Genomic DNA, 25,451 nt, shown 5'->3' on the forward strand with positions numbered 1-25,451 from the left:
CCGCCCAGACCACCGCGGCGACGAGCGCGGCGACCTCTCCTCCGGTAAGCATGCGGGCTCCGTGGGCAGATAGAGGGTGACTTCGAGGGTGTGCGGCGGCCCCTCGCGCACGCGCCGGGACCGGGGGGGATGTTCTCCACGAGGTTGACCTCGTTGATGGTGCGCCAGGTGTTGGCGGCGAACTCCAGCGCCTCCTCCTCGCCGATGGCGGTGGCCATGTGGTGGAAGTAGGAGCGCGGGTCGGAGAACGCGGTGCGGCGCAGCTCGCGGAAGCGGTCGAGGTACCAGCCGCGGATGTTCTCGACCCTGGCGTCCACGTAGATGGAGAAGTCGAAGAAGTCGGCCACGGCCAGGCGCCCCACGGAGGGGGTCTGGAGGACGTTGATGCCCTCGACGATGAGGATGTCGGGTCGGTGCACGGTCTGGCGCTCGTCCGGCACGATGTCGTAGTTCAGGTGGGAGTAGACGGGGATGTCGATCCGGTCGGCCCCCGCCTTCATCTCCGACACGAAGCGCACCAGGGCGCGGCGGTCGTAGCTCTCGGGGAAGCCCTTGCGGCGCATCAGGCCGCGCGACTCCAGCACCGCGTTGGCGTGCAGGAAGTTGTCGGTGCTGACCAGTTCCACGTCCGGGTGGTTGGGCCATTGGGCGAGCAGGGAGCGCAGGAGGCGCGCCGTGGTGGACTTGCCCACCGCGACGCTGCCCGCGACGCCGATGATGAACGGCGACGGGCGGTCGGACTCGCCGAGGAAGGCGCGCACCGCGGCGTGCCGCTGCTGGGTCGCGCCCACGTAGAGGTTGAGCAGTCGCGACAGCGGCAGGTAGATGTCCCGCACGTCCTCAAGGGAGGTGGGGTCGGTGGTGCCGCGGAGCTCGGCGAGGTCCGCCTCGGTCAGGGAAAGGGGTGTGGAGGCCCGGAGCGCGGCCCAGGCCTCCCGGTCCATCTCCACGTACGGCGTGGAGAAGCCGTTCTTCGTCGTGTGAGACACGAATGACCACCCTAGGGCAGGGGGTCGACCGCACCGGGCGGCCGGTACCCACAAGTCCCGTCACAGCGCCGGAAACGTGCCCGAAGCCACATGTTCACGACACGTACCCCCAAAATTTTGCCTCTCCTTCCCGGAGGGTGGAATCGGTTCCACTCGTTGCCTCCCCATGCCCCCGACCTGCGCGGTCTACTCCCCATGCACCAAATGGTCTATACCGTTACCTGGGAAAACGACCAGTGGTATGGATGCCTGGTTGGTCGATTCGACCGGCTTCTTCGCTTACGCTGGCGGCCATGTGCGGAATCGTTGGCTACGTCGGGCCGCAACCGGCGCTTGAGGTTGTCGTGGACGGCCTCGCAAGGTTGGAGTACCGCGGATATGACTCCGCGGGTGTGGCTGTGCTGGGCGGGGGCGCCCTGCGCACCGAGAAGCGCGCGGGCAAGCTCGCGAACCTGCGCCGGGCGCTGGAGGAGCGGCCCGTCAGCGGCGACGGCGCCGGGATCGGGCACACGCGCTGGGCCACGCACGGCGCCCCGAACGACGTCAACGCCCACCCCCACGTGGACAACGACAACCGTGTCGCCATCGTCCACAACGGCATCATCGAGAACTTCGCCGCGCTGCGCCTGGAGCTGGAGGAGCAGGGCTGCAAGTTCCTCTCCGAGACCGACACCGAGGTCGCCGCGCACCTGCTCAACACCGAGCTGGCCCGGACCGACGGGCTCCCCTCCGCCATGCGCGCGGTGTGCAAACGCCTGGAGGGCGCGTTCACCCTCGTGGCCGTCTCCGTGGACGACCCCGACCTGGTCGTGGCCGCCCGCCGCAACTCGCCGCTGGTCGTCGGCCGCGGTGAGGGCGAGAACTTCCTGGCCAGCGACGTGGCGGCGTTCATCGCCCACACCCGCGAGGCGGTCGAGCTGGGCCAGGACCAGGTCGTGGAGCTGCGCGCGGACTCGGTCACGGTGACCGACTACGACGGCAACCCCGTCGACGTGCGCGAGTACCACGTGGACTGGGACGCCTCCGCCGCCGAGAAGGGCGGCTACGACTACTTCATGCTCAAGGAGATCGTCGAGCAGCCGCGCGCGGTGGCCGACACCCTCCTGGGCCGCGTGACGGTCGACGGCCAGCTCACCCTGGACGAGATGCGCCTGTCCCCCGAGGACCTGCGCTCGGTCGAGAAGATCGTCATCATCGCCTGCGGCACCTCCTACCACGCGGGTCTGATCGCCAAGTACGCCATCGAGCACTGGTGCCGCATCCCGTGCGAGGTCGAGGTGGCCAGCGAGTTCCGCTACCGGGACCCGATCCTGGACCAGCAGACCCTGGTCATCGCCATCTCCCAGTCCGGCGAGAGCATGGACACCCTGATGGCGGTCCGCTACGCCCGCGAGCAGCGCGCCCGGGTCCTGGCCATCTGCAACGTCAACGGGTCGACCATCCCGCGCGAGTCCGACGGCGTGCTGTACACGCACGCGGGCCCGGAGGTCGGCGTCGCCGCCACCAAGACCTTCCTCACCCAGCTGGCCGCCTGCTACCTGATCGGCCTGTACCTGGCCCAGGTGCGCGGGCTGAAGTTCGGCGACGAGATCAACACCGTGATCGCCCAGCTGGCCACCATGCCCGAGCAGGTCGAGCGGGTCTTGGAGACGGCCGAGCCGGTCCGTGAGCTGGCCCGGTCGCTGTCGGACGCCGACACGGTGCTGTTCCTGGGCCGTCACGTGGGCTACCCCGTGGCGATGGAGGGCGCGCTCAAGCTCAAGGAGCTGGCGTACATGCACGCCGAGGCGTTCGCCGCCGGTGAGCTCAAGCACGGGTCGATCGCGCTGATCGAGGACGGTGTGCCGGTCGTCGTGGTGGTGCCCTCCCCCAAGGGCCGCAGCGTGCTGCACGACAAGATCGTGTCCAACATCCAGGAGGTGCGCGCCCGCGGCGCCCGCACCATCGTCATCGCCGAGGAGGGCGACGAGGTGGTCCGCCCGTACGCGGACGTGCTCATCCCCATCCCGGCCGTGCCGACCCTGCTCCAGCCGCTCGTGTCGACGATCCCCATGCAGGTGTTCGCCTGCGAGCTGGCCCTGGCCAAGGGCAACGACGTGGACCAGCCGCGCAACCTGGCCAAGAGTGTGACGGTCGAGTAGGAGGACCGGGGAGGGGGCGTGTCCGGCGCGCGGCGCCGGGCGCGCCCTCTCCTGTGTCCGGTGTCGGCTCCCGTGTGCGGGGGCGGGCCCGTGCGCGGCGCGGGGCCGCGCCGGATGCGCGACCGGGTCCGCTCCCCCTCGTGGGAACGCTCCCGTCAGCGCGGGGCGCCGCGTCCGGACCCGTCGTGGGCGGAACGGGCGGCGGAGACGTCGGGGTGCGTCGGCAGGACCGCGCTCAGCGCCAGGACGTCGAGGATGCGGGTCAGCTGGCGGGGCGGGCAGGCCAGGAGGAGGTGGTGCCGGGCCCCCGCGGCGAAGCGCAGGGCACGGACGAGGGCGTTGACGCCCGAGGCGTCGATGAACTCCACCGCGGACAGGTCCACCACCACACAGCCGTCCGCGGCGGCGGCCGTGATCCGGGTGAACGCCTCCTCCGCGGTGGCGATGTCGATCTCGCCGCCCAGATCGACGACGGTGGTCCCGTCACAGACGAACTGGTCCTGTTCCGTGTCCAGCACGGTCACGCCTCGCTCCGGGGATCGGGTGTAGGGAACTCTGCTCAGGACGCGGTCGGCCAAATGCCGACATGCGTTGACAGCCTACTCTTCCCGGGCGGTCCGTCCGGTGCCGTCCACAGCCCCCGGCGCCCTTTCCCGGAATCCCTCAGGGGCGTGCGTCAGCCCTCACCACCGCATATCGCCCACACGATTTTTCCGCGTCCACCGACCGGTTCCCAGCCCCATTCACGGCTGAAAGCGGAGACGAGACCGAGCCCCCGGCCCGACTCCGCGAAATGGTGGGCCTCCACCCTGACCGGGGCTTTCTCGCTGGAATCGGCGACCATGCACACCACACCGCCCCGCCCGCCGTCGAGGCGGCGCAGCTGGACCACGACGCGGCCGCGCGGGCGTCCGACCTCGGGGAGGGCGTGCCGGCAGGCGTTGCCCACGAGTTCGGAGACGATCAGCCGAACGTCCTCGACCTCACCGAAGAACCCCCACTCCCCCAGGGCCCCGGAGGCGAACTCGCGCGCCCGGCGCACCGACTCCGGCGAGGCCGCGAACGCGCCCGCCGCCGCGTCCCTGGTCCGCGCGCGCTCACCGACCGAGAGGCGGCCCAGTGGGTCGTCCCACCAGCCGCCCAGGAGTGCCTGGGAGGCCTCCGCGAGGGAGGGGCGGCTCCAGGAGGGCTCGGAGTCGGTCTCCGAGGACACCAGCTCTGCGTTCATCAAGGTCCTCACGAGTGCGCTGTCGGTTGCCCCGGTCCGCGGGGCCATCGTGGCTTACATCTGTAAGACACAGATGCACGTGCAGCTCAACGTCCGGCCTAGAGTATAGGACGAAGCACCCTTATTGGTAGATCCCCTGCGCAGAATTCACAGACGGGCATCCGGGTTTACACCAGACCCGTAAGGGGCTCATAGGACCCGACCCAATCCCCACTCGCCTCTGTCCGCAACAGGGCCCCGTGGGTATACTGAGCGGTCGCCCGCACCAAAGCCGCTACAGCCGTTGCACAGGAGGCGATGTGGTCGCCGAAGAGGCACAGAATATGCAGGTCACCCAGGATTTCCTGGCCAATTCCAGCGGCGGTCCCACCGTGCTGCGCATTCTCCTGGGAACGCAGCTGCGACGGCTGCGCCAGGAGAAGGGGATTTCGCGGCACGACGCCGGGTACGCCATCCGCGCCTCCCACGCCAAGATCAGCCGCATGGAGCTCGGCCAGGTCAGCTTCAAGCGCCGCGACGTGGACGACCTGCTCAAGCTCTACGGCGTGGACCAGGCGGACCAGCGCGAGGCCCTCCTCGGGCTGGTCTCCAGCGCCAACGCCCAGGGCTGGTGGCACAAGTACGGCGACGTGCTGCCGAACTGGTTCGGCGTCTACGTCGGCCTGGAGGAGGCCGCGTCGGTCATCCGCACCTTCGAGGTCCAGTTCGTCCCGGGCCTGCTCCAGAGCGAGGACTACGCGCGTTCGGTCATCCGCCTGTCCCGGACCGCCACGTCGGAGGAGGACGTCGACAGCCGGGTGCAGATGCGCATGCGCCGCCAGCGCAGATTCGTCGAACCTGAGGCGCCCAGACTGTGGGCGGTCATCGACGAGGCCGTGCTGCACCGCCCCTACGGCGACACCGGGGTGATGCGCGGGCAGATCGAGCACCTGGTCGAGATGGCCCGCCGCCCCAACATCACCCTCCAGATCGCCACCTTCGCCATGGGCGGCCACCCCGCCGCGGGAGGCCCGTTCAGCATCCTGCGCTTCCCCACCCCCCAGCTGCCCGACGTGGTCTACCTGGAGCAGCTGAGCAGCGCCCTGTACTTCGACAAGTACGACGACACCCACCGCTACGCGCAGACGATGGACCACCTCGCCACCCAGGCGCCGCCGCCCTCCGCCACGGAGGAGATCCTCCGCGGCTTCCTGGAGCGCTACTCCTGACCGCCGTCCCCGCCCGCCGGTTCCCGAGCCCCTGACCGGGGTACCCGCCTCGGGACGCCCTCCCCCTCGACCCCGCCGCCAGACCCCGCCACCGGATCCCGCCACCGGATCCCGCTTGCGGGAGCCTCCTCCGCCCCGTCGGCTCTCTCCCCCCACGCCTTCCCACGCCTGGTCGCTCTCCGCGCCCAGGCGTTCGCTTTGCGCACATGAAACCGGCCTCCCGATGGCCGCCTTCGGCCACGACCGGACAACGATCCTCGGGGGCCGGACCCCCGGCTTTCCCGCCGCACTGGGCGTGACGTGCGGTTCCGCCCCCGAACCACCCGACGCGCTTGCATAAGTACTTACCGCCGCAAGTACGAATGCACGTGCATAAGCTACGCTTTGGCTCGCACCGGGGATGAAACAGCCCAACGGGGGACAGGGCTACCCATGCCCGGGGGTCGACTTCCCGGCGGGGGCCCGGTGGTTCGACACAACGGGCGCGGCGGACTGGACCGCCGCGTGTGGACACACCCCGCTCACGCGTCCCCCACGTTCCAGGAGGTTGAGATGCATCCGATCTACAACGGCGTACCCGCCGGCCGTCTGCCGAAAGTCGTCTGGACCAAGAGCAGCTGGAGCAATCCGGACGGGAACTGTGTCGAGGTCGCCACGCTTCCGGACGGGGACATCGCCGTGCGCAACTCGCGCGACCCCCAGGGACCGGCGCTCGTCTACACCCCCGCCGAGATCGAGGCCTTCGTGCGCGGCGCCAAGACCGGCGACTTCGACGCCCTCCTGCGCTGACCAGGACCCCCCACCCTCAGACCACCCAGGAAAGGGTCCGCGTCGAGGGTCGCCGTGACCACCCGAACCCGTCCGGCGGCCCGCACTCCGTCCACGGCGCGGACGCGAGCGGAGCCCGGCACCACCGCGGTGCCGGGCTCCGTCTGTGTCCGGGGACGCCCGCGGCGGCCGGGCCCGCCCCAGGGACGCTCCAAATCCCCTGGGACGGGACCGCCGTCCGCCTCGTCCCGCGCACCCTCGGGGGCGGGAACGCGCGCGGCGCCGGGCCGTCCTACAGGCGGGTGGGGTCGACCAGACCGCCGGGCGCTCCGACCGGCGGCTGCTCCCACGGCAGGTGGGTGGCGCCCAGGGCGGGCTTGAGGTCGAACAGCCACGCGGCCTTCTCGTCGTACTCGGCGAAGAAGGGCCTGCCGACCAGTTCGGGGTCGCGCGCCTGGATGAAGTGCAGGACGAAGACCTTCTGGCCCGCCACCTCGGCGACGCCGTCCACGCACACCTTGCCCGGGGTCGCCGACATCGACGGGCCGCGCACCGTGCGGGCCAGGCCCGAGACCTTCTTGTAGGCGCCGCGGAAGATCTCGTAGGCCTCCGCGAGCGGCACCGCGAAGTAGTCCTGCGGGCCCGTGTCACGCTCGACGAACATGTAGTACGGGACCATGCCGTGCCGCAGGTGGGTGCGCCACATGCTCTCCCACACGGCGGAGTCGTCGTTGATCGTGCGGATCAGCGGCGCCTGCGTCCGGATGACGGCACCGGTCGCGCGGATGCGGCGCACCGCCTCCTGCACGAGCTCGGGCCTCATCTCGTTGGGGTGGGAGAAGTGGGCCATGAACGCGAGGTTCTTGCCCGAGGCCACGACCTTCTCGAACAGGCGCAGGGTGTCGTCGGCGTCCGGGTCGGTGACGAAGCGCTGCGGCCAGTAGGCCAGCGCCTTCGTGCCGATGCGGATGGCCTCCAGGTGCTCGATCTCCAGCAGCGGCTCGATGTACTTGGAGATGACCCCCTCGCCCATGATCATCGGGTCGCCGCCGGTGAACAGGACGCTGGTGACCTCGGGGTGCGAGCGGACGTAGTCGACCAGCTGGTCGATCTCGCTGGAGGCGAACTTCAGGTCGGCGTCACCGACGAACTGGGCCCAGCGGAAGCAGTACGTGCAGTACGCGTGACAGGTCTGCCCCTGCTTGGGGAAGAAGAGCACGGTCTCCTTGTACTTGTGCTGGACGCCGGGGATGGGCTCCTCGTTGGCCAGCTTGGGCACGTTGAGGTCCATCTGGCCCGCGGGGTGCGGGTTCAGGCGTGCGCGGATCTGGTTGGCGGCCTCGTTCAGCTCCTTGCGCTGGGCGCCAGAGCGCAGCAGGTCGGCGATCCGGGACACGTCGTCCTGGGGCAGCATGTCCGCCTGCGGGAAGACCAGGCGGTAGATCGGATCGTCGGGAGCCGCGTCCCAGTCGATCAGCTCGTCGACGACGTAGCTGTTGACCCGGAACGGCAGCACGGTGGCCACCGCCTGCACCGCGAGCCGCTCGTCGGCGGCGAGTCCGGCTCGCGTGGTGAGCTCGTCGAGGTGTTTCGTCGTGTAGGCACGAAACCGACGTCCGGCGGACGGGGACGTCGCCGCGTCTGGCGTAACGCTCACGCCTCTCCTCTCTGCGGGTGAGCAGGGCGCCCGGCGGGTTGGTGCGGGCAGCCCTGACCCGGCGGTTCCGGTGTGCGGGCACACCGGCGGACCGCCGGAAGGTGTTCGATGTGGTTGTCGCGTGCCGCCGGAGGGTGATCACATCCCGGGGCAGCGAGCGGATATACCCCGTTTAGGGGCTTTTACCCATCATGCGGGAAGTTCAGGCCTGACCTGGACATACGGGAAGTATCCTCGCATGAGTACACGAAAGTGCCTGACGACGCCGCCCCGGCGCGACCCGATACCGTGTCACCGCGTCCGCCCACCACACCCGTGAGGGAACAGTTGACTGGTACACCCGACGCGGAGGCGTCCGTCGTGCGGCGCCCGCCCCCGCCGATCATCGCCGTGGACGCGATGGGCGGGGACAACGCGCCCGCCGAGATCGTGCGGGGCGCCGTGATGGCCGTCCGCGAACTCGGCCTGCGCGTCCTGCTCGTGGGGCGGCGGAGTGAGATCGCCGCGCTGCTCGCCGAGGAGGGCGCGCTGCGCGACATCCCCATCGTCCACGCCGAGGACAACCTGGCCATGCACGAGGGCGCCCTGGCCAGCTGGCGGCGGCCCCGCTCCAGCGCCGCCGTCTCCTGCCGCCTGATCCGCCGGGGCGACGCCGACGCCCTGGTCTCGGCCGGGTCCACCGGCGGGATCGTGGCCACCTCCACCGTGCGGCTGCGCACCCAGCCCGGGGTGCTGCGCCCGGCGCTGGCTGTGACCCTTCCCACCGGCGAGACGCCCACGATCATGGTGGACGCCGGGGCCAACGCCGACGCCAAGCCCGAGATGCTGGTGCAGTTCGCGCACCTGGGCTGCGCGTACGCCCAGACCGCCTTCGGGGTGCGCAGGCCCAGGGTGGGGGTGCTCACCATCGGCTCGGAGCCGGGCAAGGGCAACAAGCTCGTGCGCAGGGCGACGGAGCTGCTGGCGGCCACCGCGGAGGGGCCCCCGGCGATGGACTTCCGGGGCAACATCGAGGGCCACGACCTGCTGGCGCGCAAGGTGGACGTGGTGGTGACCGACGGCCACACCGGCAACGTGGCGCTGAAGTCGGTGGAGGGCACGGCCGCGTTCGCGATGGAGGCCGTGCACGCGGCGCTGACCTCCTCGACCGCGGCCAAGGCGGGCGCGCTGTTGCAGCGCAGGGCTCTGCGGAGCCTGCGCGAGCGGCTGGATAGCGAGACCTACGGCGGCGCCGCGCTGCTGGGCCTGAACGGGACCGTGGTGATCGCGCACGGCGACAGCCGCGCCAAGGGCGTGGCCCGCGCCTGCCAGCTGGCCAACGACCTGGCGGGCGGCCGCATCGGGGACCAGATCCGCCGCCGGGTGCACAGCCGTCCGCCGAACTGGCTGCACCGCCTGGCCCAGTCCGAGGCGCCGGGGCAGCGGGGCGCGGAGCAGACCGAGGAGCGCTGACGGACGGGTCCCCCGCCTCCTACGGGCCGGGAGAGGCGGCTCCGGTCGGTACGCTTGGGGCATGGCCGACCCGCAGGAAGTACTCTCGCGACGGGTCCAGTCCGCCCTCGGCGCCGCCTTCGGCCCCGAGTTCGCCGACACCGACCCCGTCATCCGCCCGTCCCAGTTCGCCGACTACCAGGCGAACGCCGCGCTCGCGCTCGCCAAGCGACTGGGCCGAAAGCCGCGTGAGGTGTCCGCGGCGATCATGGAGCACCTGGACGTGGCCGACGTCTGCCGCGACGTCGAGGTCAGCGGGCCGGGCTTCGTCAACCTGACGCTGCGCGAGGACTGGATCGCCGAGCAGACCCGCCAGCTCCTGGACGACCCGCGGCTGGGGGTCCCCGAGCAGGAGCGCCAGAACATCCCGCTGGACTACTCCGCGCCCAACGTGGCCAAGGAGATGCACGTCGGGCACCTGCGCACCACCGTGGTCGGCGACGCGCTCGCGCGCTCCCTGGAGTTCCTGGGCCACAACGTCATCCGCCAGAACCACATCGGCGACTGGGGCACCCCCTTCGGCATGCTCATCGAGCACCTGCTGGAGGTGGGCGAGGAATCCCCCGAAGCGGACCTGGTCACCACCGACCCCAACGCCTTCTACCAGGCGGCCCGGACCAAGTTCGACGCGTCGGGCCCCGGCTCCGACGACTTCGCCGCGCGCGCCCGCCGCCGCGTGGTCTCCCTCCAGAGCGGCGACGAGGAGACGCTGCGCCTGTGGCGCAAGCTCGTCGGCCTCTCCAAGGTCTACTTCAACAAGGTGTACGCCAAGCTCGGCGTGACCCTCACCGACGAGGACCTCGCCGGGGAGAGCAGCTACAACGCCGCGCTCGCCGACGTGTGCGAGGAGCTGGAGGCCAAGGGCATCGCCGAGGTCAGCGACGGCGCCCTGTGCGTGTTCCTGGAGGGCTTCACCGGCCGCGAGGACAAGCCCGTCCCGCTGATCGTGCGCAAGAGCGACGGCGGCTACGGCTACGCCACCACCGACCTGGCCACCGTCCGCCACCGCGTGGACGACCTCAAGGCCGACCGCATCCTGTACGTGGTCGGCGCCCCGCAGGCCATGCACTTCAAGATGGTGTGGGCCGCCGCCCGCGAGGCCGGGTGGCTGCCCGAGGGCGTCGAGACCGTCCACGTGCAGATCGGCAACGTGCTGGGCGGCGACGGCAAGATCCTGCGCACCCGCAGCGGCGCCCCGGTGCGCCTCATGGCTCTGCTGGACGAGGCGATCGAGCGCGCCGCCGCGGTGGTCGCGCAGAACCGCCCCGACCTGGACGCCGAGGGCCAGGCCGAGATCGCCCGCCAGGTGGGCATCGGCGCGGTCAAGTACGCCGACCTGTCGGTCGCGCACGACACCGAGTACACCTTCGACTTCGACCGGATGCTGGCCCTGACCGGCAACACCGGCCCCTACCTCCAGTACGCCCAGGCCCGGATCCGGTCCATCTTCCGCAAGGGCGGCCTGGAGCTGTCGCAGGCCAGGGGGAACATCAGCGTCTCCGAGGGCGCCGAGCGCGACCTGGCGCTCAAGCTGCTGGAGTTCGGCGCGGTGGTGGCGCAGGTCGGCGACCTGCTCCAGCCGCACCGGCTGTCCACGTACCTGTTCGAACTGGCGCAGTCCCTGACGGCCTTCTACGAGCACTGCCCGGTGCTGACCGCCCAGAGCGAGGCCGAGCGCGAGTCGCGCCTGGCGCTGGTCGCGGTGGCGTTCCGGGTCCTGGTCCAGGGTCTGGACCTGCTGGGTGTGGAGGCTCCCGAGCACATGTAGCGGAGCCCACGCGGGTCCACCGGACGCGCGTGTGTGGGAGGAGGCCGGGGCGGTGCCGCCCCGGCCTCCTCCGTGTGCGCCGGTGCCCGTGGGCGCGCGGTCCTTCGCGTGCCGTGTCCACCCGGAGTCGCGCGGCTGACCGGTTCCGGCCGCCCGGAACCCTCCGGGAGATCTCACACGGAACGAATCGCCTCGTCAGAGGCGGTTTCAGCACAAGCGCGGCCACCGAGTCGAAGATCTCGCCTCCGGCCGGGCCGGAACTCCGTTCTCCGTCGGGGCGTCAGACCTAAAGTATGTGGACAAAAGCCCCCATATAAGGCAAAAGGGAGAAATCGGTAATGACAACCGCGCCCGCGCAGGTCGGCCCCGGACCCGGCACCTGGTACCTCGACCCCCTGCACTCCAGCCTGATCTTCGTCGCCCACTACCTGCGCTTCGGCCGGGTCCAGGGCACGTTCGGCCAGGCCTGGGGCCGCGTCGCCGTCGCCGAGGCGCCCGAACGGTCCGCGGTGGAGGTCGTCCTCGACGCCGCCAGCGTCAACACCGGCGTGGGCGCGCGCGACGCCCACCTGCGCTCCTCCGACTTCCTGGACGTGGACCACCACCCCGAACTGCGCTTCGTCTCCACCGGACTGGAGCCGAGCCGACGCAACCGCAACGCCTTCCGCCTGCACGGCGACCTGACCATCCACGGCACGACCGTGCCCACCGTGCTGGACGCCCAGTGGGTGGGTGAGGCCCCGGACTACGCGTCCCCCGAGGACACCCACGGCCACTTCTTCTCCGCCACCACCCGGATCCGCCTCTCGGACTTCGGCGTGGGCGACGGCGGACCCGTGCCCTGGGGAGGCCGCATGGTCGGCGACACGGTCGACATCGTGCTGGAGGTGCGCCTCCAGGACCAGGACCCCGCCCCCTTCCTCAGGCAGATCGGGCACACGCCCTGAGAAGCGCCTGCCCGAACGCACGGGGTCCCGCGGGAACCGGGGAGGGGACGCGGCGGTCTCAGCCGCCGAGCAGCGCCTCGACCTCGTCCCGGGAGGCCATCGACGAACTGGCGCCGTGCCGCTGGACCGAGAGCGCGGCCGCCGCGGCGGCGAACCGCATGGCCTCCTCGGGCGAGCGGCCCTCCGCGCGGGCGACCGCGAACGACCCGCAGAAGACGTCCCCGGCCGCCGTGGTGTCCACCGCCTCCACCCGGCGCGCGGGAACGTGCACCGGCTCGGCCCCCCTGCGACCGTGGAACGAGCCGTCCCCGCCCAGGGTCAGCAGCACCTCCGGAACCAGTTCCAGCAGCGCCGCCAGCGCCTCACGCGGCTCGGCGCGGCCGGTGATGGCGGCCGCCTCGTGCTGGTTGGGCACCAGGACGTCCACCGACTCCAGGAGTTCGGCGGGCAGCTCGCGCGCGGGAGCCGGGGTCAGGTAGACCGGGACGCCCAGCTCGCGACCGGTACGCGCGGCCGATACCACCGCCTCCATGGGCAGTTCGAGCTGGAGCAGCAGGGCGGCGCTGCCCCCGATGATCCCGGGGTCGTCCGCGGCCACGCCGGTGACCTCGCCGTTGGCCCCGGGCACGACGATGATCGAGTTGCCGCCCCCGCCGTCCACGACGATGTGCGCCACCCCCGAGGCCCCGGGCACCGTGCGCAGCCCGGACACGTCGACGCCGCTGCCGACGAGGTTGGCGCGCAGGCCCTCCCCGAACGCGTCCTCGCCCACCGCCCCGAGGAAGGCCACGTCGGCTCCGGCCCTGGCCGCGGCGACGGCCTGGTTGGCGCCCTTGCCGCCGGGCACCTGGCGAAAGGCCGTGCCGGTGACCGTCTCACCGCTGGCGGGTACCTGCTCGACGTAGGCGACCAGGTCCATGTTGACGCTGCCGAAGACCGCCACACGCGGCGCCACGGCGCTCACTTGGCCGCCTCCCTGGCCACGGCCTCACCGCTGTCGCCGTCCAGGCCCACGATGACCGGGGCGTGGTCGGAGGCGCCCTTGCCCTTGCGCTCCTCGCGGTCGATGCTCGCGCCGCTGACGCGGTCGCGCAGCGCCGGGGAGGCGAGCACGAAGTCGATGCGCATGCCCCTGCGCTTGGGGAAGGCCAGGCCCTTGTAGTCCCAGTAGGTGTACACGCCGGGGCCGGGGGTGTGGGCGCGCACGACCTCGTCGAACCCGGCGCCGACCAGCTTGTCGAAGGCCATGCGCTCGGACTCGGTGACGTGGGTGCTGCCCTCGAAGGCGGCCATGTCCCACACGTCCTCGTCGCGGGGGGCGATGTTGAAGTCGCCGACGTAGGCGATCTGGGCGTCGGGGTCGGCGGCCAGGCTGGCGGTGCCCGCCTCGCGCAGCGCCTCCAGCCAGCGGAGCTTGTAGGCGTAGTGGGGGTGGTCGACCTCGCGCCCGTTGGGCACGTACAGGCTCCACACCTGTACGCCCGCGCAGGTGGCGCCGATGGCGCGGGCCTCGGTCTCCTCGGGGTCGCCGTAGCCGGGCTGGCCGGGGAAGCCGATCCGCACGTCCTCCAGGCCGACGCGGGAGGCGATCGCGACCCCGTTCCACTGGGACAGGCCGTGGTGGGCCACCTCGTAACCGCGGTCGGTGAGGACCGAGGCGGGGAACTGGTCGTCCCGGGCCTTGGTCTCCTGGATGGCGAGGACGTCGACGTCGCTCCGGTCCAGCCAGGCGCCGATCCGCTCGGCCCTGGCCCGGGCACTGTTCACATTCCATGTCGCGATACGCACAGCAGAAGGCTAGGCCATGACGGTGACGGGACCGGCCTCGCCGGGGAACCGGTCCCGCGTGTCCGCGCCCGCGGGCTCGCCCGGAGCGGACCGCGCCGCCGCGGCGGCCGCGCGACCGTCAGGGGTGGGAGACGAGCACCCCGCCCATCGCCTTCGTGAAGTCCATCGCCTCCAGGTCGTGGCGGTACATGACCCACACCGCGTACCCGGTCCAGCCGGGGGCGCCGAACAGCTCGTAGTTCGCCTGGGCCAGCAGCACGTACTCCCCTCCGTCGCGCTCGTGGTCCGCCGGGGTCTGGACGAAGGGCGGGTCCTGCGGCGAGTAGGCGTACCCGCCCAGGAGCAGGTCGGAGCGGCGCATGTGCTCCGCACGGTCGTACTGCTCCAACCGGTGCTCCAGGTAGACCCGCGCGGTCTCCCCGCCCGCGGCGACGGCGCCGTCGGCACCTGTCGGCATGCTCCAGGCCGTCCGGGCGTAGAGGGGGTACGGGTCCGTGTGGGGGGTGCCCTCGCCGGGGACGCGTTCGGCCGCGGCCGCCCCCGCGGGGACGTGGACCACCGCACCGTCGCCCGCGGAGCCCTCGGTGTCGCGCCGGTTGGCGAAGAACAGCAGTTGACCGTCCTCCGGCAGCGGGAAGTCGAGCACGTCCCGGGGCAGGGCAGCGCAGTCCACGGAGGCGATGAGGTCCGGGAAGCCGTTCCAGTCGACGTCCGGGGGGAGGACGGGACGGCCGCCGTACCGCCCGGCGAGGACCCCGCCGCCCTCGTCCGTGGGGCTCAGCCCGATCTGGGGACGGGCCAGGCGCAGGGCCGTGTCGACGATGTGGTCGGACACGCCGTTCCGGCGGGCCGAGTCGCGGTACTCCTCGAAACTGTCCATGGCGGACATGCTGGCGCACCGGGGGGACATCCCGCCGCGCGGGTGGGCACGCGAGGGGGAACGGGAAAACGGCCCTGTGGACAACGGGGACGCGGAGTTCCCGGCGGGGAGAACGCGAGGAGGCGACCGTTCGTGCCCCGCTCCTCGGGGGCGCGGGGCACGGGAACGGTCGTGGCCCCGGTGCGGCCGTCCTCCGCACCGGGGCTTGCGCGACTCCCGGCACGTGCCCGGTGGTTGTTGTCGCGTCCTGTTGGACGGCTTTCCACCCCCGGAGGTTCGCATTGGGTCAAAGGTTTTTCGGGGCTCCCGCCGGACCTGCGCACGGACCCCGCGGTCCGGAGGAGCGGACTGTCAGCGGTCGGGGTTACGGTGGCGCAATGGCAGAACCGCACCCCCGCCGCGACGCGGAACTCTCCCTCTCCCAGGCGCGCAGGATCGCGCTCGCCGCCCAGGGGTTCAGCGACCCCAGGCCCGCCGGGAAGCCGACCCTCACCCACCTGGCGCGGGTGGTGCGCAGGGTGGGCATCCTCCAGATCGACAGCGTGAACGTGCTGGCCCGCAGCCAGTACCTGCCGGTCTTCGCCCGCATGGGCGCCTACGACACCGCCCTGCTGGACCGGGCGACCACCTCCGCGGCCGGATCGGGGCCCGCCCGGCTGGTGGAGTGCTGGGCGCACGAGGCCAGTCTGGTGCCGCCCTCCACCCGCCAGCTCATGCGCTACCGGATGGAACGCAACCGCGCCCAGGAGCGGGTGGGGTGGATGGACCGCATCCGGGAGGAGAAGCCCGAGCTGGTCAAGGCGGCGCTGGAGGAGGTGGCGCGGCTCGGCCCGGCCACCGCCCGGCAGGTGGAGGCGGCGCTGGCGCACGACGTGCCGATCACCAAGAACCACTGGGGCTGGAACTGGTCCGAGGTCAAGAGGTGCCTGGAGTACCTGTTCTGGATCGGCGACCTGACCTCCAACGGACGCAACGCGCAGTTCGAGCGGCTCTACGACCTGCCCGAACGGGTGCTGCCCCCGGAGGTGTACGCCGCGCCGGAGACCACCCCGGAGGAGGCGCACCGGGAGCTGGTGTCGATCGCCGCCCGCAACCACGGGGTGGCCACCGAGGCGTGCCTGCGCGACTACTTCCGCCTGAAGCACACCGAGTCCCGGGCGGCCGTCTCCGACCTGGTGGAGGCGGGTGAGCTGGTGCCGGTGCGGGTGCGGGGCTGGGAGCGCACGGCCTACCTGCACCGGGACGCCCGGGTACCGCGGAGCGTGCGGGCACGGGCTCTGCTGAGCCCGTTCGACTCGCTGGTGTGGACGCGCGACCGGGCGGAGGAGCTGTTCGGGTTCCGGTACCGGTTGGAGATCTACGTGCCCGCCGCCAAGCGGGTGCACGGCTACTACGTGCTGCCGTTCCTGCTGGGCGAGGACCTGGTGGCGCGGGTGGACCTCAAGGCGGACCGCGCCTCGGGAACCCTGCTGGCGCAGCGGATCACCCTGGAGGACGGCGCCCCCGCCGAGACGGTGCCCGAACTGGTCGAGCAGCTGACCGAGATGGCCGCCTGGCTGGGCCTGCCCAACGGCGTCGGCGGCCCGGCGCTAGCCGCCTCCCCCTCCTGAGCCCGGGGCAGCGCCGCCGGTGGGGCCGCGCGAGCCTTCGTCAGGGCACCGTCGCGCCGTCCCCGACCGGGCCCGTGGCACGTACATCCCGGAGCAGTTTCCGGCAATGATCCGCCAAGGGGGTTCATCCCCGGCGGGGAGCTGTCCTAGGCTGCTCACAGGGGTGTTCGCGGCGCGCCCCGTCTTCGGTGGCTGCCACTGCGTCCGAGACCGACCGGCCCCGGAGGGCACCCCACGACGTGGGGAGGAAGCCATGGCCCAGCTCAAGACAGGCCCGGTGTCCGACACGGCCCTGAACCGGCTGAGGAGGGAGTTCACCGGTCGGCTGCTCACCCCCGGGGACGACGGGTACGAGGACGCCCGCGCCGTCTTCAACACCATGATCGACCTGAGGCCGGGCGTGATCGCCCAGTGCGCGAACACCGACGACGTCGCCCGCGCCCTCGCGTGCGCGCGGCAGGAGGGCGCGGAGGTCGCCGTACGCGGAGGCGGGCACAGCGTCGCGGGCATGTCCTCGACCGACGGCGGCCTGGTCGTGGACCTGCGCCGGCTGGACACCGCCACCGCCGACCCCGAGGCGATGGAGGTGCGGGTCGGGGGCGGGGCCCTCATGGCGGACCTGGACGCGGCCACGGCGCCGCTGGACCTGGCCACCACCGGCGGCAGGGTCTCCACCACGGGCGTCGGCGGCTTCACGCTCGGCGGAGGGTCGGGATGGCTCGAGCGCAGGTTCGGGCTGGCCTGCGACAACCTGGTGGGCGTGGACCTGGTGACCGCGGACGGGGAACTGGTCCACGCGTCCGCGGAGGAGGACCCGGAGCTGTTCTGGGCGCTGCACGGCGGAGGCGGGAACTTCGGGGTGGCGACGGAGCTGCGTTTGCGCCTGCACCCCCTGCCGGAGTTCTCGATCGGACTGCTCATGTTCCGCCCCGAGCGCGGGCCGGAGGCGGCCCGGACCTGGCGGGACCTCATGCGGACGGCGCCGGACGAGATCGGGGGCGCCCTGATCTACCTGGCCCCCGAGCCCGCTCCGTTCATCCCCCAGGACATGGTCGGGGCCCTGACCTGCGGCGTGGTACTGACGTGCGCGGGCGGCCAGGAGCTGCTGCGGGAGGTGGCCGACCCCCTCCTGCGGATGCGGCCCGACGCCGAGATGGTCACCGACATGCCCTACCAGGAGGCCCAGAAGCTGCTCGACGACCCTCCCGGCTACCGCAACTACTGGTCGGCGGAGTACCTGAGCGCTCTGCCGGACGAGGCCCTCGACCGGTTCTGCGCCCGCGCCGACGGCATGGTCGTGCCCTCGCCGACCGGGCACATCCTCTTCCCCCTCGGCGGAGCGGTGGCGCGGCCCCTGCACGACTATCCCGTGCCGTGGCGCTCCGCGCCGTGGGGCGTGCACCCCCTGGCCATGTGGGCGGACCCGCGCGACGACGCCCGTGTCCGCCGGTGGGTGAGGGACGTGCGCGAGGACATGCGCCCCTGGGCGACGGGGGACGTGTACCTCAACTTCACGGCGGACGACGAGGGGCAGGAGCGTGTCTTCGCCGGGTTCGGCAGGGACAACCACCGCAGGCTGAGCGCGGTCAAGACGAGGCTCGACCCGGAGAACGTGTTCCACCGCAACCACAACATCCACCCGGCGATGGCGATGCCGGCGGCACCGCCGCCGCGGAGGGGCTGAGGGTCCGGCGCGGGACCCGTACGGGGCACCGACGGCGGCCGGCCGGGAGTGGCCCGTGTGTCCGCGGGCGTGCCCGCGGACACACGGGTGACCGGCGGTCGGCCTAGACGCGCTCGATGATGGTGACGTTGGCCTGGCCGCCGCCCTCGCACATGGTCTGGAGGCCGTAGCGGCCGCCGGTGCGGTGCAGCTCGCCGACCAGCTTGGCCAGGAGCACGGTGCCGGTGGCGCCCAGCGGGTGGCCGAGGGCGATGGCGCCGCCGTTGGGGTTGACCTTGGCCGGGTCGGCGCCCAGTTCCTGGATCCAGGACATCGGCACCGGGGCGAAGGCCTCGTTGATCTCGGTGACGTCGATGTCGTCGATGCCCAGCCCGGCCTTCTCCAGGGCGATCCTCGTCGCCGGGATGGGCGCGGTGAGCATGTACACCGGGTCGTCGCCCACGAGCGAGAGCTGGACGATCCGGGCCAGCGGGGTCAGGCCGTGCTGCTCGACCGCGCGCTCGGAGGCGATCAGGACCGCGCCCGCGCCGACGGAGATCTGGCTGGCCACGGCGGCGGTGAGCTCCCAACCCTCGCGCAGCGGCTTCAGGCCCGCCATCTTCTCCAGGGTGGTGTCGGGGCGCACGCCCTCGTCGCGCTCCACCCCGGCCAGGGGGGCGACCTGCTCGTCGAAGTGGCCCGCCTCCAGCGCCAGGGCCGCGCGCCGGTGGCTCTCCAAAGCGAACTCCTCCAGCTGCTCGCGCTTGAAGCCCCACTTCTCACACATGAGCTGGGCCCCGCGGAACTGGGAGATCTCCTGGAGGCCGTAGCGCTCGACCCAACCGTCGCCGTACAGGCCGAGCCCGTTGTCGAGGGCGTACTGGACGTTGGCTCCCATGGGGACCATGCCCATGTTCTCCACGCCCGAGGCCACGACCAGGTCCTGGGTGCCGGACATGACGCCCTGGGCGGCGAAGTGGACGGCCTGCTGGGAGGACCCGCACTGGCGGTCGATGGTGACGCCGGGGACGGACTCCGGCAGGCCCGCGGAGAGCCAGGCGGTGCGGGCGAGGTCGAGCGCCTGCGGTCCGACCTGGCTGACACAGCCCATGATGACGTCCTCGACCGCGGCCGGGTCCACCCCGGTCCGGGAGACGAGTTCCCTGAGCACGTGCGCCCCCAGGTCCGCCGGATGCACGGCGGCCAGGGCGCCCTTCCTGGTGCCGACGGGGGTGCGTACTGCGCCGACGATGTATGCCTCGGCCACGGGGTCCTCCAAGGGCCTGGGTGACGATTACGAACCGAACTGTATTCGGTTTCTCGGATCCGGCAAGACCCCGCCCCCACGAACGAGGTGGAGCATGGCCGTGGTGGTGGGCGTGGGCGCTGACCTCCTCGCCATGACAGGTGGCCATGGACGGATGGCGGGGCCGGGTGGCGGAGCGGGGTGTCACTCCCGGGGTGGTGGGTGGGGTTCGGGCGGGTGCCCCCACCCCGGGCTGCCTTGGCGGAGCGGGTGGTTCTGGTGGCCGTTGCGGGCTTGGTGGTGTTGCTGGTGTGTGCGCAGTTCGCGTTGGTACTTGGCCCGGTTGTGCGGCCCGCACAACGGTTGCAGGTTCGCCACCACCGTGCGCCCGCCCCGGGAGAAGGACCGCACGTGGTCGGCCTGGCACCAGGTCACCGGCACCTCGCACCCGCCCGGGTGCGCACACGTGGCATGCCCGTGAAAGGCCGCCGTGCGCTGTCGGGCTGAGGCCAACCGTCGGCTGTGACCCACATCGAGGACCTGTCCGGTGGGCGGTGCGATGAGCATCCGCACCACCTCGGAGTCCCCCGCCAACTCATGCACCAGGCCGACCGGAACCACCCGACCGCGCTCGTCCAAGGCCGGAACCTCCTGGCCTTCGGCGTCCAGGTAAGTCTGCACCGGTACCAGGATGCGGATCTGCGCCAACGGAGCGGGAACGTTGTCGCATCCGGTGTGGGTGGTGGCAAAGCGCAGCGCCGCGATGAGCGCGTCGTGCTCACGCTGGGACCGGGTGCGGGTGTCGTCCTCACTCGGTGGGGTGGTGAAGGTGTCGATGGCCGCGCGCACGATCAACGCGTCCCCACTGCCTCCCCAGGCCTGCAACTGGTAGCTGCCCTGAAACGTGTCATGCACGCTCAGGCCACGCCCAGCGTGAGCGGCCTCGTGATCACGGTCCAGACGGTGCGGATCCAACCGGTAGGCGACCTGGCGAGCCACCGACCGAAGCTGGTTGACCGACAACGCAGGCCGCTCCCTCTTGGCGGCCACCAACGCTGACTCAAATCCTTGGCGGTATTCCGCCTCGTCGGGGAAATGCTGGGCGTCGCGGGTCTGGACGGCTTTATCGGTGGCCTTGGCGATCGCCACCGCCTCACCCAACACCACCCTGCCCTCAGCCACCGCTTGAGTGGTGGCGGGCAGCGTCTCCTGGTGGGCGTGCTGGGCCAGACGGGCCAGATCCTTGGCCTGGGCGGTGGGCATCTTGCCGTGGTGAACCAGCCACTTGTCCAGGGTGGTGTAACCGCTGTAGCGGGCCACCTCACCCCGCGCGTACAAACGCGCCATCCGCGCCAGGGCCTGGTAGCGGAGCTGGTCCAGCTGCGCCCACAGGGCGGCGACTTCCTCAGCCGCACTCTCGTCCGCTCCGGGCGGCAGTTCCCCGCTCCATGTCTGGTCGATGATCTCGCGCGCACCGGCCAGCGCGGCCACGACCGGGGAGCATTCCCCGGGGGCCACGTCGGGCGCTGCAAGCATCATCTCCATACCTCTTATTATAAGCCAGAGCCCGCCATTCAGCCAGTATTCACAGCCTTGAATTCACCGCCTTTTGGCCATCTTTCCTAGAATCCGCCCCTGATTGGAAAGCCACAATTAGGGCGAACCAAAAAGTGTCCGTAAATGCGCGGCCGAAACGATCGTTCGCCGTTGGTGTCATCGTCGCTCACCCCTGGCCGCAGGGGCCGGAGTCGTTGCCCGAAGCGGGAGGGTCCGCCTGCCGTTGGTGCCGACGCAGCAGAGCCCCACCACCCCCACGCCCTGGGCGTTGGTCGCCCTCCGTCAGTGGCTCCCGCCTTTGGTGCCGCTGTTCGTCGGACACCCCCGCCCTCCACCAAACGTCTACCGATTTTCGAAATCTGTTCCACTTCGCGGCAGCAGGTGCGCTTTCGTTGCTGCCGACAACCCCTGGCAGGAATGGCGTAGGGAGGGACCCTGAGGACGGCCCCTCCCTACCCCTTAATTTGTTATTTCCGTTGGGGTGTCAGATACTTCTCGGTTGTTCTAGGGCATGCCGAAACGCACGTGGGTGGGATCCCCCCTATTTCCAGCAAACCATCCCCGCCCCACCCCGGAACACCCCCAACCACCACCTGTGGAAAACCAATCCCTCCGCACGCACGAGTCCGTGCTCGCACGGGATGCGACGCCCCCAAACCCGCCACCCTCAAACCCACCACCCTCAAGCCCGCCACCCCCAGACCCACCACCCCCAAACCCGCCACCCCCAAACCCGCCACCCTCAAACCCACCACCCTCAAACCCGTCACCCCCAGACCCACCACCCCCAAACCCACCACCCTCAGGCCCGGTGCGCCCCCCGCTCCAGGTGCCCGGCGTCCCCCTCGTCCCCCAGGGTGTCGGTGGTGATCCGCTCCAGGGCGGCCACCACCTCCGGGTGTTCCTCGGGCCCGTAGTCGGCCAGCAGCGAGCGCAGCGCGGTGCGCTGGGCCTCGAACATCCTGCGGGCGGCGGACGCGCCGCGCCGGCTGAGCTCCCAGGGTTCGCCCCCACCGGCCAGGTAGCCAGCCTCGACCAGTTCCTGGTGGACCGGCGCCCAGTACTCGGCGGGTAGCCCCGACATCTCCACCAGCTCCCCGGGCGACAGCGGCCCGGTCACGCCCAGGTGGCTGAGCACCCAGCACGCGCGCGGCGAGACCTCCAGGCCCGCCGCCTCACGCAGGCGCCCGTACATCTCGTCGGCGCCCTCCCGGCCGCAGGCCCGGAACACCTCCTTCTCCACGTGCGCGATGGCGCTGCGGCTCGCGGCGGCCACGGGTGGGATGGACTCGTCCAGGTCCGGGGAGTCGATGGTGGTGCGCAGCGGGACCTGCCGCAGGAACAGCGCCAGCACGAACCCGGCCAGGGCGACCGGGACCGCGCACAGGAAGACGGTGTCCACGGCGTCCGCGTAGGCCTGGAGGAAGGACGCCTGCGCCTGCGGGGTCAGCTGGTCCAGGCTGCGCGGGTCGCTCTCCAGCGCCGCGGGGTCCACCCCGGGCGGCAGCTGGATCTGCGCGGCCCGCTCGGCCAGGTTGGCCGCCAGCTGCCCGGAGAAGACGGCGCCGAACACCGCCGTGCCGAACGACCCCCCGATGGACCGGAAGAACGTCGCCGCCGAGGTGGCCACCCCCAGGTTCGCGTAGCTGGCGGCGTTCTGCACCACCACGACCACCACCTGCATCACCAGGCCCAGGCCCACACCGAGGACGAAGAAGTAGAGCCCCATCTGCGTCATCGAGCTCTCCGGCCCCAGCCGCGAGAGCAGGAGCAGGCCGAGGGAGGTCACCGCCATCCCCAGCACCGGGTAGATCTTGTAGTGACCGGTGCGGGTGACCAGGCGCCCGCTGGTGATCGAGGTCAGGAACAGGCCCAGCACCATGGGCAGCAGGTGCAGCCCCGAGGCCGTGGGCGACAGGCCGTGCACGATCTGCAGGAACAACGGCAGGAAGGCCATCGACCCCATCATCGCGAAGCCCACGCAGAAGCCGATCGCCATGGCCACCACGATGGTGGGGTCGCGGAACAGGCTGAGCGGCATGACCGGATCCGGCGCCCGCCGAGCGGACAGCCACCAGCCCACACCGAGCACCGCCGCCGCGAAGCCGAGCCCGAGGACCTGCGGCGACGTCCACGGGTAGAGGCTGCCGCCCCAGGAGGCCACCAACGTCAGGCAGATCGCGGTGGCGGCCAGCAGCACGATCCCGAAGTAGTCGATGCTCTGGCGGCCGGTCGGCCGTCGGCGGGGCAGCACTGCGAGCACCGTGGCGAAGGCCAGGACCCCCAGCGGCAGGTTGACGTAGAACACCCACCGCCAGGACAGGTGGTCGACGAACAGTCCGCCGAGCAGCGGACCCGCCACACTGGAGATTCCGAACACCGCGCCGAACAGCCCCTGGTACTTGCCGCGCTCGCGGGGAGAGACGACGTCACCGATGATGGCGGAGGCCAGCACCATGAGCCCTCCGCCGCCGACGCCCTGGAGCGCGCGGAAGAGGATGAGCTGGAGCATGTCCTGGGCGGTCCCGCACAGGGCCGAGCCGACCAGGAAGACGGCGATGCAGACGAGGAAGAGCTGCTTGCGGCCGAACTGGTCGCCGAGTTTGCCCCACAGCGGGGTGACGGCCGTGACCGCGAGCAGGTAGGCGGTGATCACCCACGACAGGTGGTTGAGTCCGCCGAGTTCGGACACGATCGTGGGCAGCGCGGTGGACACGATCGTCTGGTCCAGGGCCGACAGCAGCACGGTGAGCATCAGCGCGCTCATGATCAGCGCGATCCTGCCGCCCCGGTGTTCCCGTCGCTCCCGTCGCCCGGCCTCGTGCTGGGCCATGGCCCTCATCCCTCCTCCGGCCGGGCCGCGGGCAGCCCCGCCCCTCGGCTACCGGCTCCGCTGCCGCCACCCTAGGAAGCCGTCGCACCCGCGTCCTGCGGGAACCGCCGACTCGGGTACCACGGGCACGGGAACTTTGCCCGGGCTTGGACTGTCCCCTTCAAAGCCGAATCTTGTTCGGTTACTGTGGCGTCACGCGGGAAACCCCGACACCTCAACACCCGGCACCTCAACACCCGGCACCCCGGCACCCCGGCACCCCGGCACCCCGGCACCCCGAAACCACAACACCTCAACACCCCGAAACCTCAACACCTCGGAGTAGAGCATGAAGCGGGAACTCTTCGACGCCGACCAGGACCTCTTCCGCGCATCGGTAGCCGAGTTCCTCAAGCGCGAGGTCGCGCCACACCATCCAGAGTGGGAGAAGGACGGGATCGTGCCCCGCGAGGTGTGGACCAGGGCGGGCGAGGTCGGCCTGCTCGGCCACGGCGTGCCCGAGGAGTACGGCGGCACCGGACTGAGGGACTTCCGCTACAACACCATCGTCAACGAGGAGATCTGCCGGGCCCACGCCAGCGGCCTGGGCGTCACGCTCCAGAACGACGTCATGGCCCCGTACATGGTCGACCTGACCGACGAGGAGCAGAAGGGGCGCTGGCTGCCGGGGTTCGCCAGCGGCGAGCTGATCACCGCCATCGCCATGACCGAACCCGGGGCGGGCAGCGACCTCCAGGGCATCACCACCTCGGCGGTGCGCGACGGCGACGAGTACGTCCTCAACGGCTCCAAGACCTTCATCACCAACGGCGTCAACGCCGACCTGGTCATCGTGGTCGCCCGGACCGACCCCGAGGCGGGCGCGCAGGGCTTCTCGCTGATCGCGGTGGAGCGCGGCGCCCCCGGGTTCGCCCGGGGCCGCAACCTCGACAAGATCGGCATGAAGGCGCAGGACACCGCCGAGCTGTTCTTCGACGACGTGCGCGTCCCCGCAGCCAACCTCATCGGCCGGGAGGGTGGCGGGTTCGTCCACCTGATGGAGAACCTGCCGCAGGAGCGACTGTCCATCGCCACCTGCGCGGTGGCATCCGCCGACGCCATGCTCCAGCACACCATCGCCTACTGCCGGGAGCGGACCGCCTTCGGCCGTCCGATTGGGCGCTTCCAGAACACCCGTTTTGTCCTGGCCGAGTTGGCCACCGAGGTGGACATCGCCCGTACCTACGTGGACCGCGGCATCGGCCTGCTCAACCGCGGTGAGCTCACCGTCGAGGACGCCGCCATGGCCAAGTGGTGGACCACCGAACTGTGCAACAAGGTCATGGACCGGTGCCTCCAGCTTCACGGCGGGTACGGATACATGATGGAATACCCCGTGGCACGGGCCTGGCAGGACACCCGCGTCCAGACGATCTACGGTGGCACCACCGAGATCATGAAGGAGATCGTGGGACGCGGCCTGGGACTGTGACCGCACAACCCCCTCCCCAGAAGGGTCGGAGCTGGAATGAGCGGTGCGTGGGACGGCCTCATCGTCATGGGCCTGCTGGTCGTGCTGCTCGTGATCGGAGTGCGCAAGCTCCGGCCCCGGGTCCACATCCCGTGGACCACCGGCGGCATCGTGGTCTTCTTCGTCTTCCTGTGCCTGCTGCTGTGGGCCTGGTCCTGGCGTTAGGG

20 protein-coding genes are annotated in these 25,451 nt (G+C 71.2%); 10 read left to right on the forward strand and 10 right to left on the reverse strand.

What is annotated here, in order from left to right:
* The coding region (gene coaA / locus FYW99_RS21455; RefSeq protein WP_223839409.1) for a type I pantothenate kinase at nucleotides 1-950 on the reverse strand (950 nt) is incomplete at its 3' end.
* 332 nt (nucleotides 951-1,282) lie between these two features.
* Between coaA and glmS the strand changes: the two genes are divergently transcribed.
* Complete coding sequence (gene glmS, locus FYW99_RS21460; protein ID WP_150253850.1) at nucleotides 1,283-3,130, forward strand: glutamine--fructose-6-phosphate transaminase (isomerizing); 1,848 nt, start codon at nucleotides 1,283-1,285, stop codon at nucleotides 3,128-3,130.
* A gap of 155 nt (nucleotides 3,131-3,285) precedes the next feature.
* On the opposite strand, the gene FYW99_RS21465 is transcribed toward glmS, so the two are convergent.
* The gene (locus FYW99_RS21465) at nucleotides 3,286-3,654 is read right to left on the reverse strand and encodes an STAS domain-containing protein (protein ID WP_150253851.1); all 369 of its coding nucleotides are present in this window, start codon (nucleotides 3,652-3,654) and stop codon (nucleotides 3,286-3,288) included.
* Between the two features lie 152 nt (nucleotides 3,655-3,806).
* Entirely contained in the window at nucleotides 3,807-4,358 is a 552-nt protein-coding gene (locus FYW99_RS21470; protein ID WP_150253852.1) for an ATP-binding protein, read from the reverse strand.
* A 323-nt stretch (nucleotides 4,359-4,681) separates the two neighbouring features.
* Between FYW99_RS21470 and FYW99_RS21475 the strand changes: the two genes are divergently transcribed.
* Together FYW99_RS21475 and FYW99_RS21480 are read left to right on the forward strand one after the other, a co-directional pair.
* The gene (locus tag FYW99_RS21475; protein ID WP_017563537.1) at nucleotides 4,682-5,566 is read left to right on the forward strand and encodes a helix-turn-helix domain-containing protein; all 885 of its coding nucleotides are present in this window, start codon (nucleotides 4,682-4,684) and stop codon (nucleotides 5,564-5,566) included.
* Nucleotides 5,567-6,118: 552 nt separating this feature from the next.
* Nucleotides 6,119-6,355, forward strand: a complete 237-nt coding sequence (locus FYW99_RS21480) for a DUF397 domain-containing protein (protein WP_017563538.1) — start codon at nucleotides 6,119-6,121, stop codon at nucleotides 6,353-6,355.
* A 271-nt stretch (nucleotides 6,356-6,626) separates the two neighbouring features.
* Here the strand turns inward: FYW99_RS21480 and FYW99_RS21485 are convergent, their stop codons facing one another.
* On the reverse strand, nucleotides 6,627-7,991 hold the full coding sequence (locus FYW99_RS21485) for a KamA family radical SAM protein (RefSeq protein ID WP_150253853.1): 1,365 nt from the start codon (nucleotides 7,989-7,991) through the stop codon (nucleotides 6,627-6,629).
* Between the two features lie 327 nt (nucleotides 7,992-8,318).
* Between FYW99_RS21485 and plsX the strand changes: the two genes are divergently transcribed.
* The 3 genes from plsX (at nucleotide 8,319) to FYW99_RS21500 (ending at nucleotide 12,197) form a co-directional block, all read left to right on the forward strand.
* On the forward strand, nucleotides 8,319-9,443 hold the full coding sequence (plsX, locus tag FYW99_RS21490; protein ID WP_150253854.1) for a phosphate acyltransferase PlsX: 1,125 nt from the start codon (nucleotides 8,319-8,321) through the stop codon (nucleotides 9,441-9,443).
* Between the two features lie 61 nt (nucleotides 9,444-9,504).
* Nucleotides 9,505-11,250 (forward strand): arginine--tRNA ligase, encoded by a 1,746-nt coding sequence (argS, locus tag FYW99_RS21495; RefSeq protein WP_150253855.1) that lies wholly within the window; start codon nucleotides 9,505-9,507, stop codon nucleotides 11,248-11,250.
* A gap of 338 nt (nucleotides 11,251-11,588) precedes the next feature.
* A complete protein-coding gene (locus FYW99_RS21500; protein WP_150253856.1) occupies nucleotides 11,589-12,197 on the forward strand; it encodes a YceI family protein in 609 nt (202 codons plus the stop codon).
* Between the two features lie 58 nt (nucleotides 12,198-12,255).
* Here FYW99_RS21500 and FYW99_RS21505 read toward each other — a convergent pair whose 3' ends face one another.
* The 3 genes from FYW99_RS21505 to FYW99_RS21515 all read right to left on the reverse strand — a co-directional run bounded on the left by FYW99_RS21505 (nucleotide 12,256) and on the right by FYW99_RS21515 (nucleotide 14,874).
* Nucleotides 12,256-13,161 carry a ribokinase gene (locus FYW99_RS21505; RefSeq protein ID WP_150253857.1) on the reverse strand — a complete coding sequence of 302 codons (906 nt, stop codon included), beginning with the start codon at nucleotides 13,159-13,161 and terminating at the stop codon, nucleotides 12,256-12,258.
* Nucleotides 13,158-13,985, reverse strand: coding sequence for an exodeoxyribonuclease III (locus FYW99_RS21510; protein ID WP_190394755.1), 828 nt, complete (start codon nucleotides 13,983-13,985; stop codon nucleotides 13,158-13,160). The genes FYW99_RS21505 and FYW99_RS21510 overlap by 4 nt, the downstream gene beginning before the upstream one ends.
* Nucleotides 13,986-14,103: 118 nt before the next feature.
* Nucleotides 14,104-14,874, reverse strand: coding sequence for a DUF1963 domain-containing protein (locus tag FYW99_RS21515; protein ID WP_150253858.1), 771 nt, complete (start codon nucleotides 14,872-14,874; stop codon nucleotides 14,104-14,106).
* 368 nt (nucleotides 14,875-15,242) lie between these two features.
* On the opposite strand from FYW99_RS21515, the gene FYW99_RS21520 reads away from it, so the two are divergent.
* Entirely contained in the window at nucleotides 15,243-16,475 is a 1,233-nt protein-coding gene (locus FYW99_RS21520) for a winged helix-turn-helix domain-containing protein (protein WP_150253859.1), read from the forward strand.
* Between the two features lie 253 nt (nucleotides 16,476-16,728).
* Nucleotides 16,729-18,159: an FAD-binding oxidoreductase gene (locus FYW99_RS21525; RefSeq protein ID WP_150253860.1), complete on the forward strand. Its 1,431-nt coding sequence runs from the start codon at nucleotides 16,729-16,731 to the stop codon at nucleotides 18,157-18,159.
* A 103-nt stretch (nucleotides 18,160-18,262) separates the two neighbouring features.
* On the opposite strand, the gene FYW99_RS21530 is transcribed toward FYW99_RS21525, so the two are convergent.
* The 3 genes from FYW99_RS21530 to FYW99_RS21545 all read right to left on the reverse strand — a co-directional run bounded on the left by FYW99_RS21530 (nucleotide 18,263) and on the right by FYW99_RS21545 (nucleotide 23,774).
* The gene (locus FYW99_RS21530) at nucleotides 18,263-19,405 is read right to left on the reverse strand and encodes an acetyl-CoA C-acetyltransferase (protein ID WP_150253861.1); all 1,143 of its coding nucleotides are present in this window, start codon (nucleotides 19,403-19,405) and stop codon (nucleotides 18,263-18,265) included.
* Between the two features lie 183 nt (nucleotides 19,406-19,588).
* A complete protein-coding gene (locus FYW99_RS21535; protein ID WP_150254062.1) occupies nucleotides 19,589-20,920 on the reverse strand; it encodes an HNH endonuclease signature motif containing protein in 1,332 nt (443 codons plus the stop codon).
* Between the two features lie 823 nt (nucleotides 20,921-21,743).
* A complete protein-coding gene (locus FYW99_RS21545; RefSeq protein ID WP_150253862.1) occupies nucleotides 21,744-23,774 on the reverse strand; it encodes an MDR family MFS transporter in 2,031 nt (676 codons plus the stop codon).
* Nucleotides 23,775-24,102: 328 nt separating this feature from the next.
* On the opposite strand from FYW99_RS21545, the gene FYW99_RS21550 reads away from it, so the two are divergent.
* Together FYW99_RS21550 and FYW99_RS31890 are read left to right on the forward strand one after the other, a co-directional pair.
* Complete coding sequence (locus FYW99_RS21550; protein ID WP_150253863.1) at nucleotides 24,103-25,245, forward strand: acyl-CoA dehydrogenase family protein; 1,143 nt, start codon at nucleotides 24,103-24,105, stop codon at nucleotides 25,243-25,245.
* Between the two features lie 36 nt (nucleotides 25,246-25,281).
* Complete coding sequence (locus FYW99_RS31890; protein WP_017563552.1) at nucleotides 25,282-25,449, forward strand: hypothetical protein; 168 nt, start codon at nucleotides 25,282-25,284, stop codon at nucleotides 25,447-25,449.
* Nucleotides 25,450-25,451 lie beyond the last annotated feature (2 nt).

It is taken from the genome of Nocardiopsis deserti (genome assembly GCF_008638355.1).
Lineage (GTDB): Bacteria > Actinomycetota > Actinomycetes > Streptosporangiales > Streptosporangiaceae > Nocardiopsis > Nocardiopsis alborubida.

Bases quoted from the DNA above. Each gene is read 5' to 3' on its own strand.
- glmS (WP_150253850.1), top strand. From the start codon at position 1,283: ATGTGCGGAATCGTTGGCTACGTCGGGCCGCAACCGGCGCTTGAGGTT.
- FYW99_RS21470 (WP_150253852.1), bottom strand. From the start codon at position 4,358: ATGAACGCAGAGCTGGTGTCCTCGGAGACCGACTCCGAGCCCTCCTGG.
- FYW99_RS21475 (WP_017563537.1), top strand. From the start codon at position 4,682: ATGCAGGTCACCCAGGATTTCCTGGCCAATTCCAGCGGCGGTCCCACC.
- FYW99_RS21480 (WP_017563538.1), top strand. From the start codon at position 6,119: ATGCATCCGATCTACAACGGCGTACCCGCCGGCCGTCTGCCGAAAGTC.
- argS (WP_150253855.1), top strand. From the start codon at position 9,505: ATGGCCGACCCGCAGGAAGTACTCTCGCGACGGGTCCAGTCCGCCCTC.
- FYW99_RS21500 (WP_150253856.1), top strand. From the start codon at position 11,589: ATGACAACCGCGCCCGCGCAGGTCGGCCCCGGACCCGGCACCTGGTAC.
- FYW99_RS21515 (WP_150253858.1), bottom strand. From the start codon at position 14,874: ATGTCCGCCATGGACAGTTTCGAGGAGTACCGCGACTCGGCCCGCCGG.
- FYW99_RS21520 (WP_150253859.1), top strand. From the start codon at position 15,243: ATGGCAGAACCGCACCCCCGCCGCGACGCGGAACTCTCCCTCTCCCAG.
- FYW99_RS21525 (WP_150253860.1), top strand. From the start codon at position 16,729: ATGGCCCAGCTCAAGACAGGCCCGGTGTCCGACACGGCCCTGAACCGG.
- FYW99_RS21535 (WP_150254062.1), bottom strand. From the start codon at position 20,920: ATGCTTGCAGCGCCCGACGTGGCCCCCGGGGAATGCTCCCCGGTCGTG.
- FYW99_RS21545 (WP_150253862.1), bottom strand. From the start codon at position 23,774: ATGGCCCAGCACGAGGCCGGGCGACGGGAGCGACGGGAACACCGGGGC.
- FYW99_RS21550 (WP_150253863.1), top strand. From the start codon at position 24,103: ATGAAGCGGGAACTCTTCGACGCCGACCAGGACCTCTTCCGCGCATCG.
- FYW99_RS31890 (WP_017563552.1), top strand. From the start codon at position 25,282: ATGAGCGGTGCGTGGGACGGCCTCATCGTCATGGGCCTGCTGGTCGTG.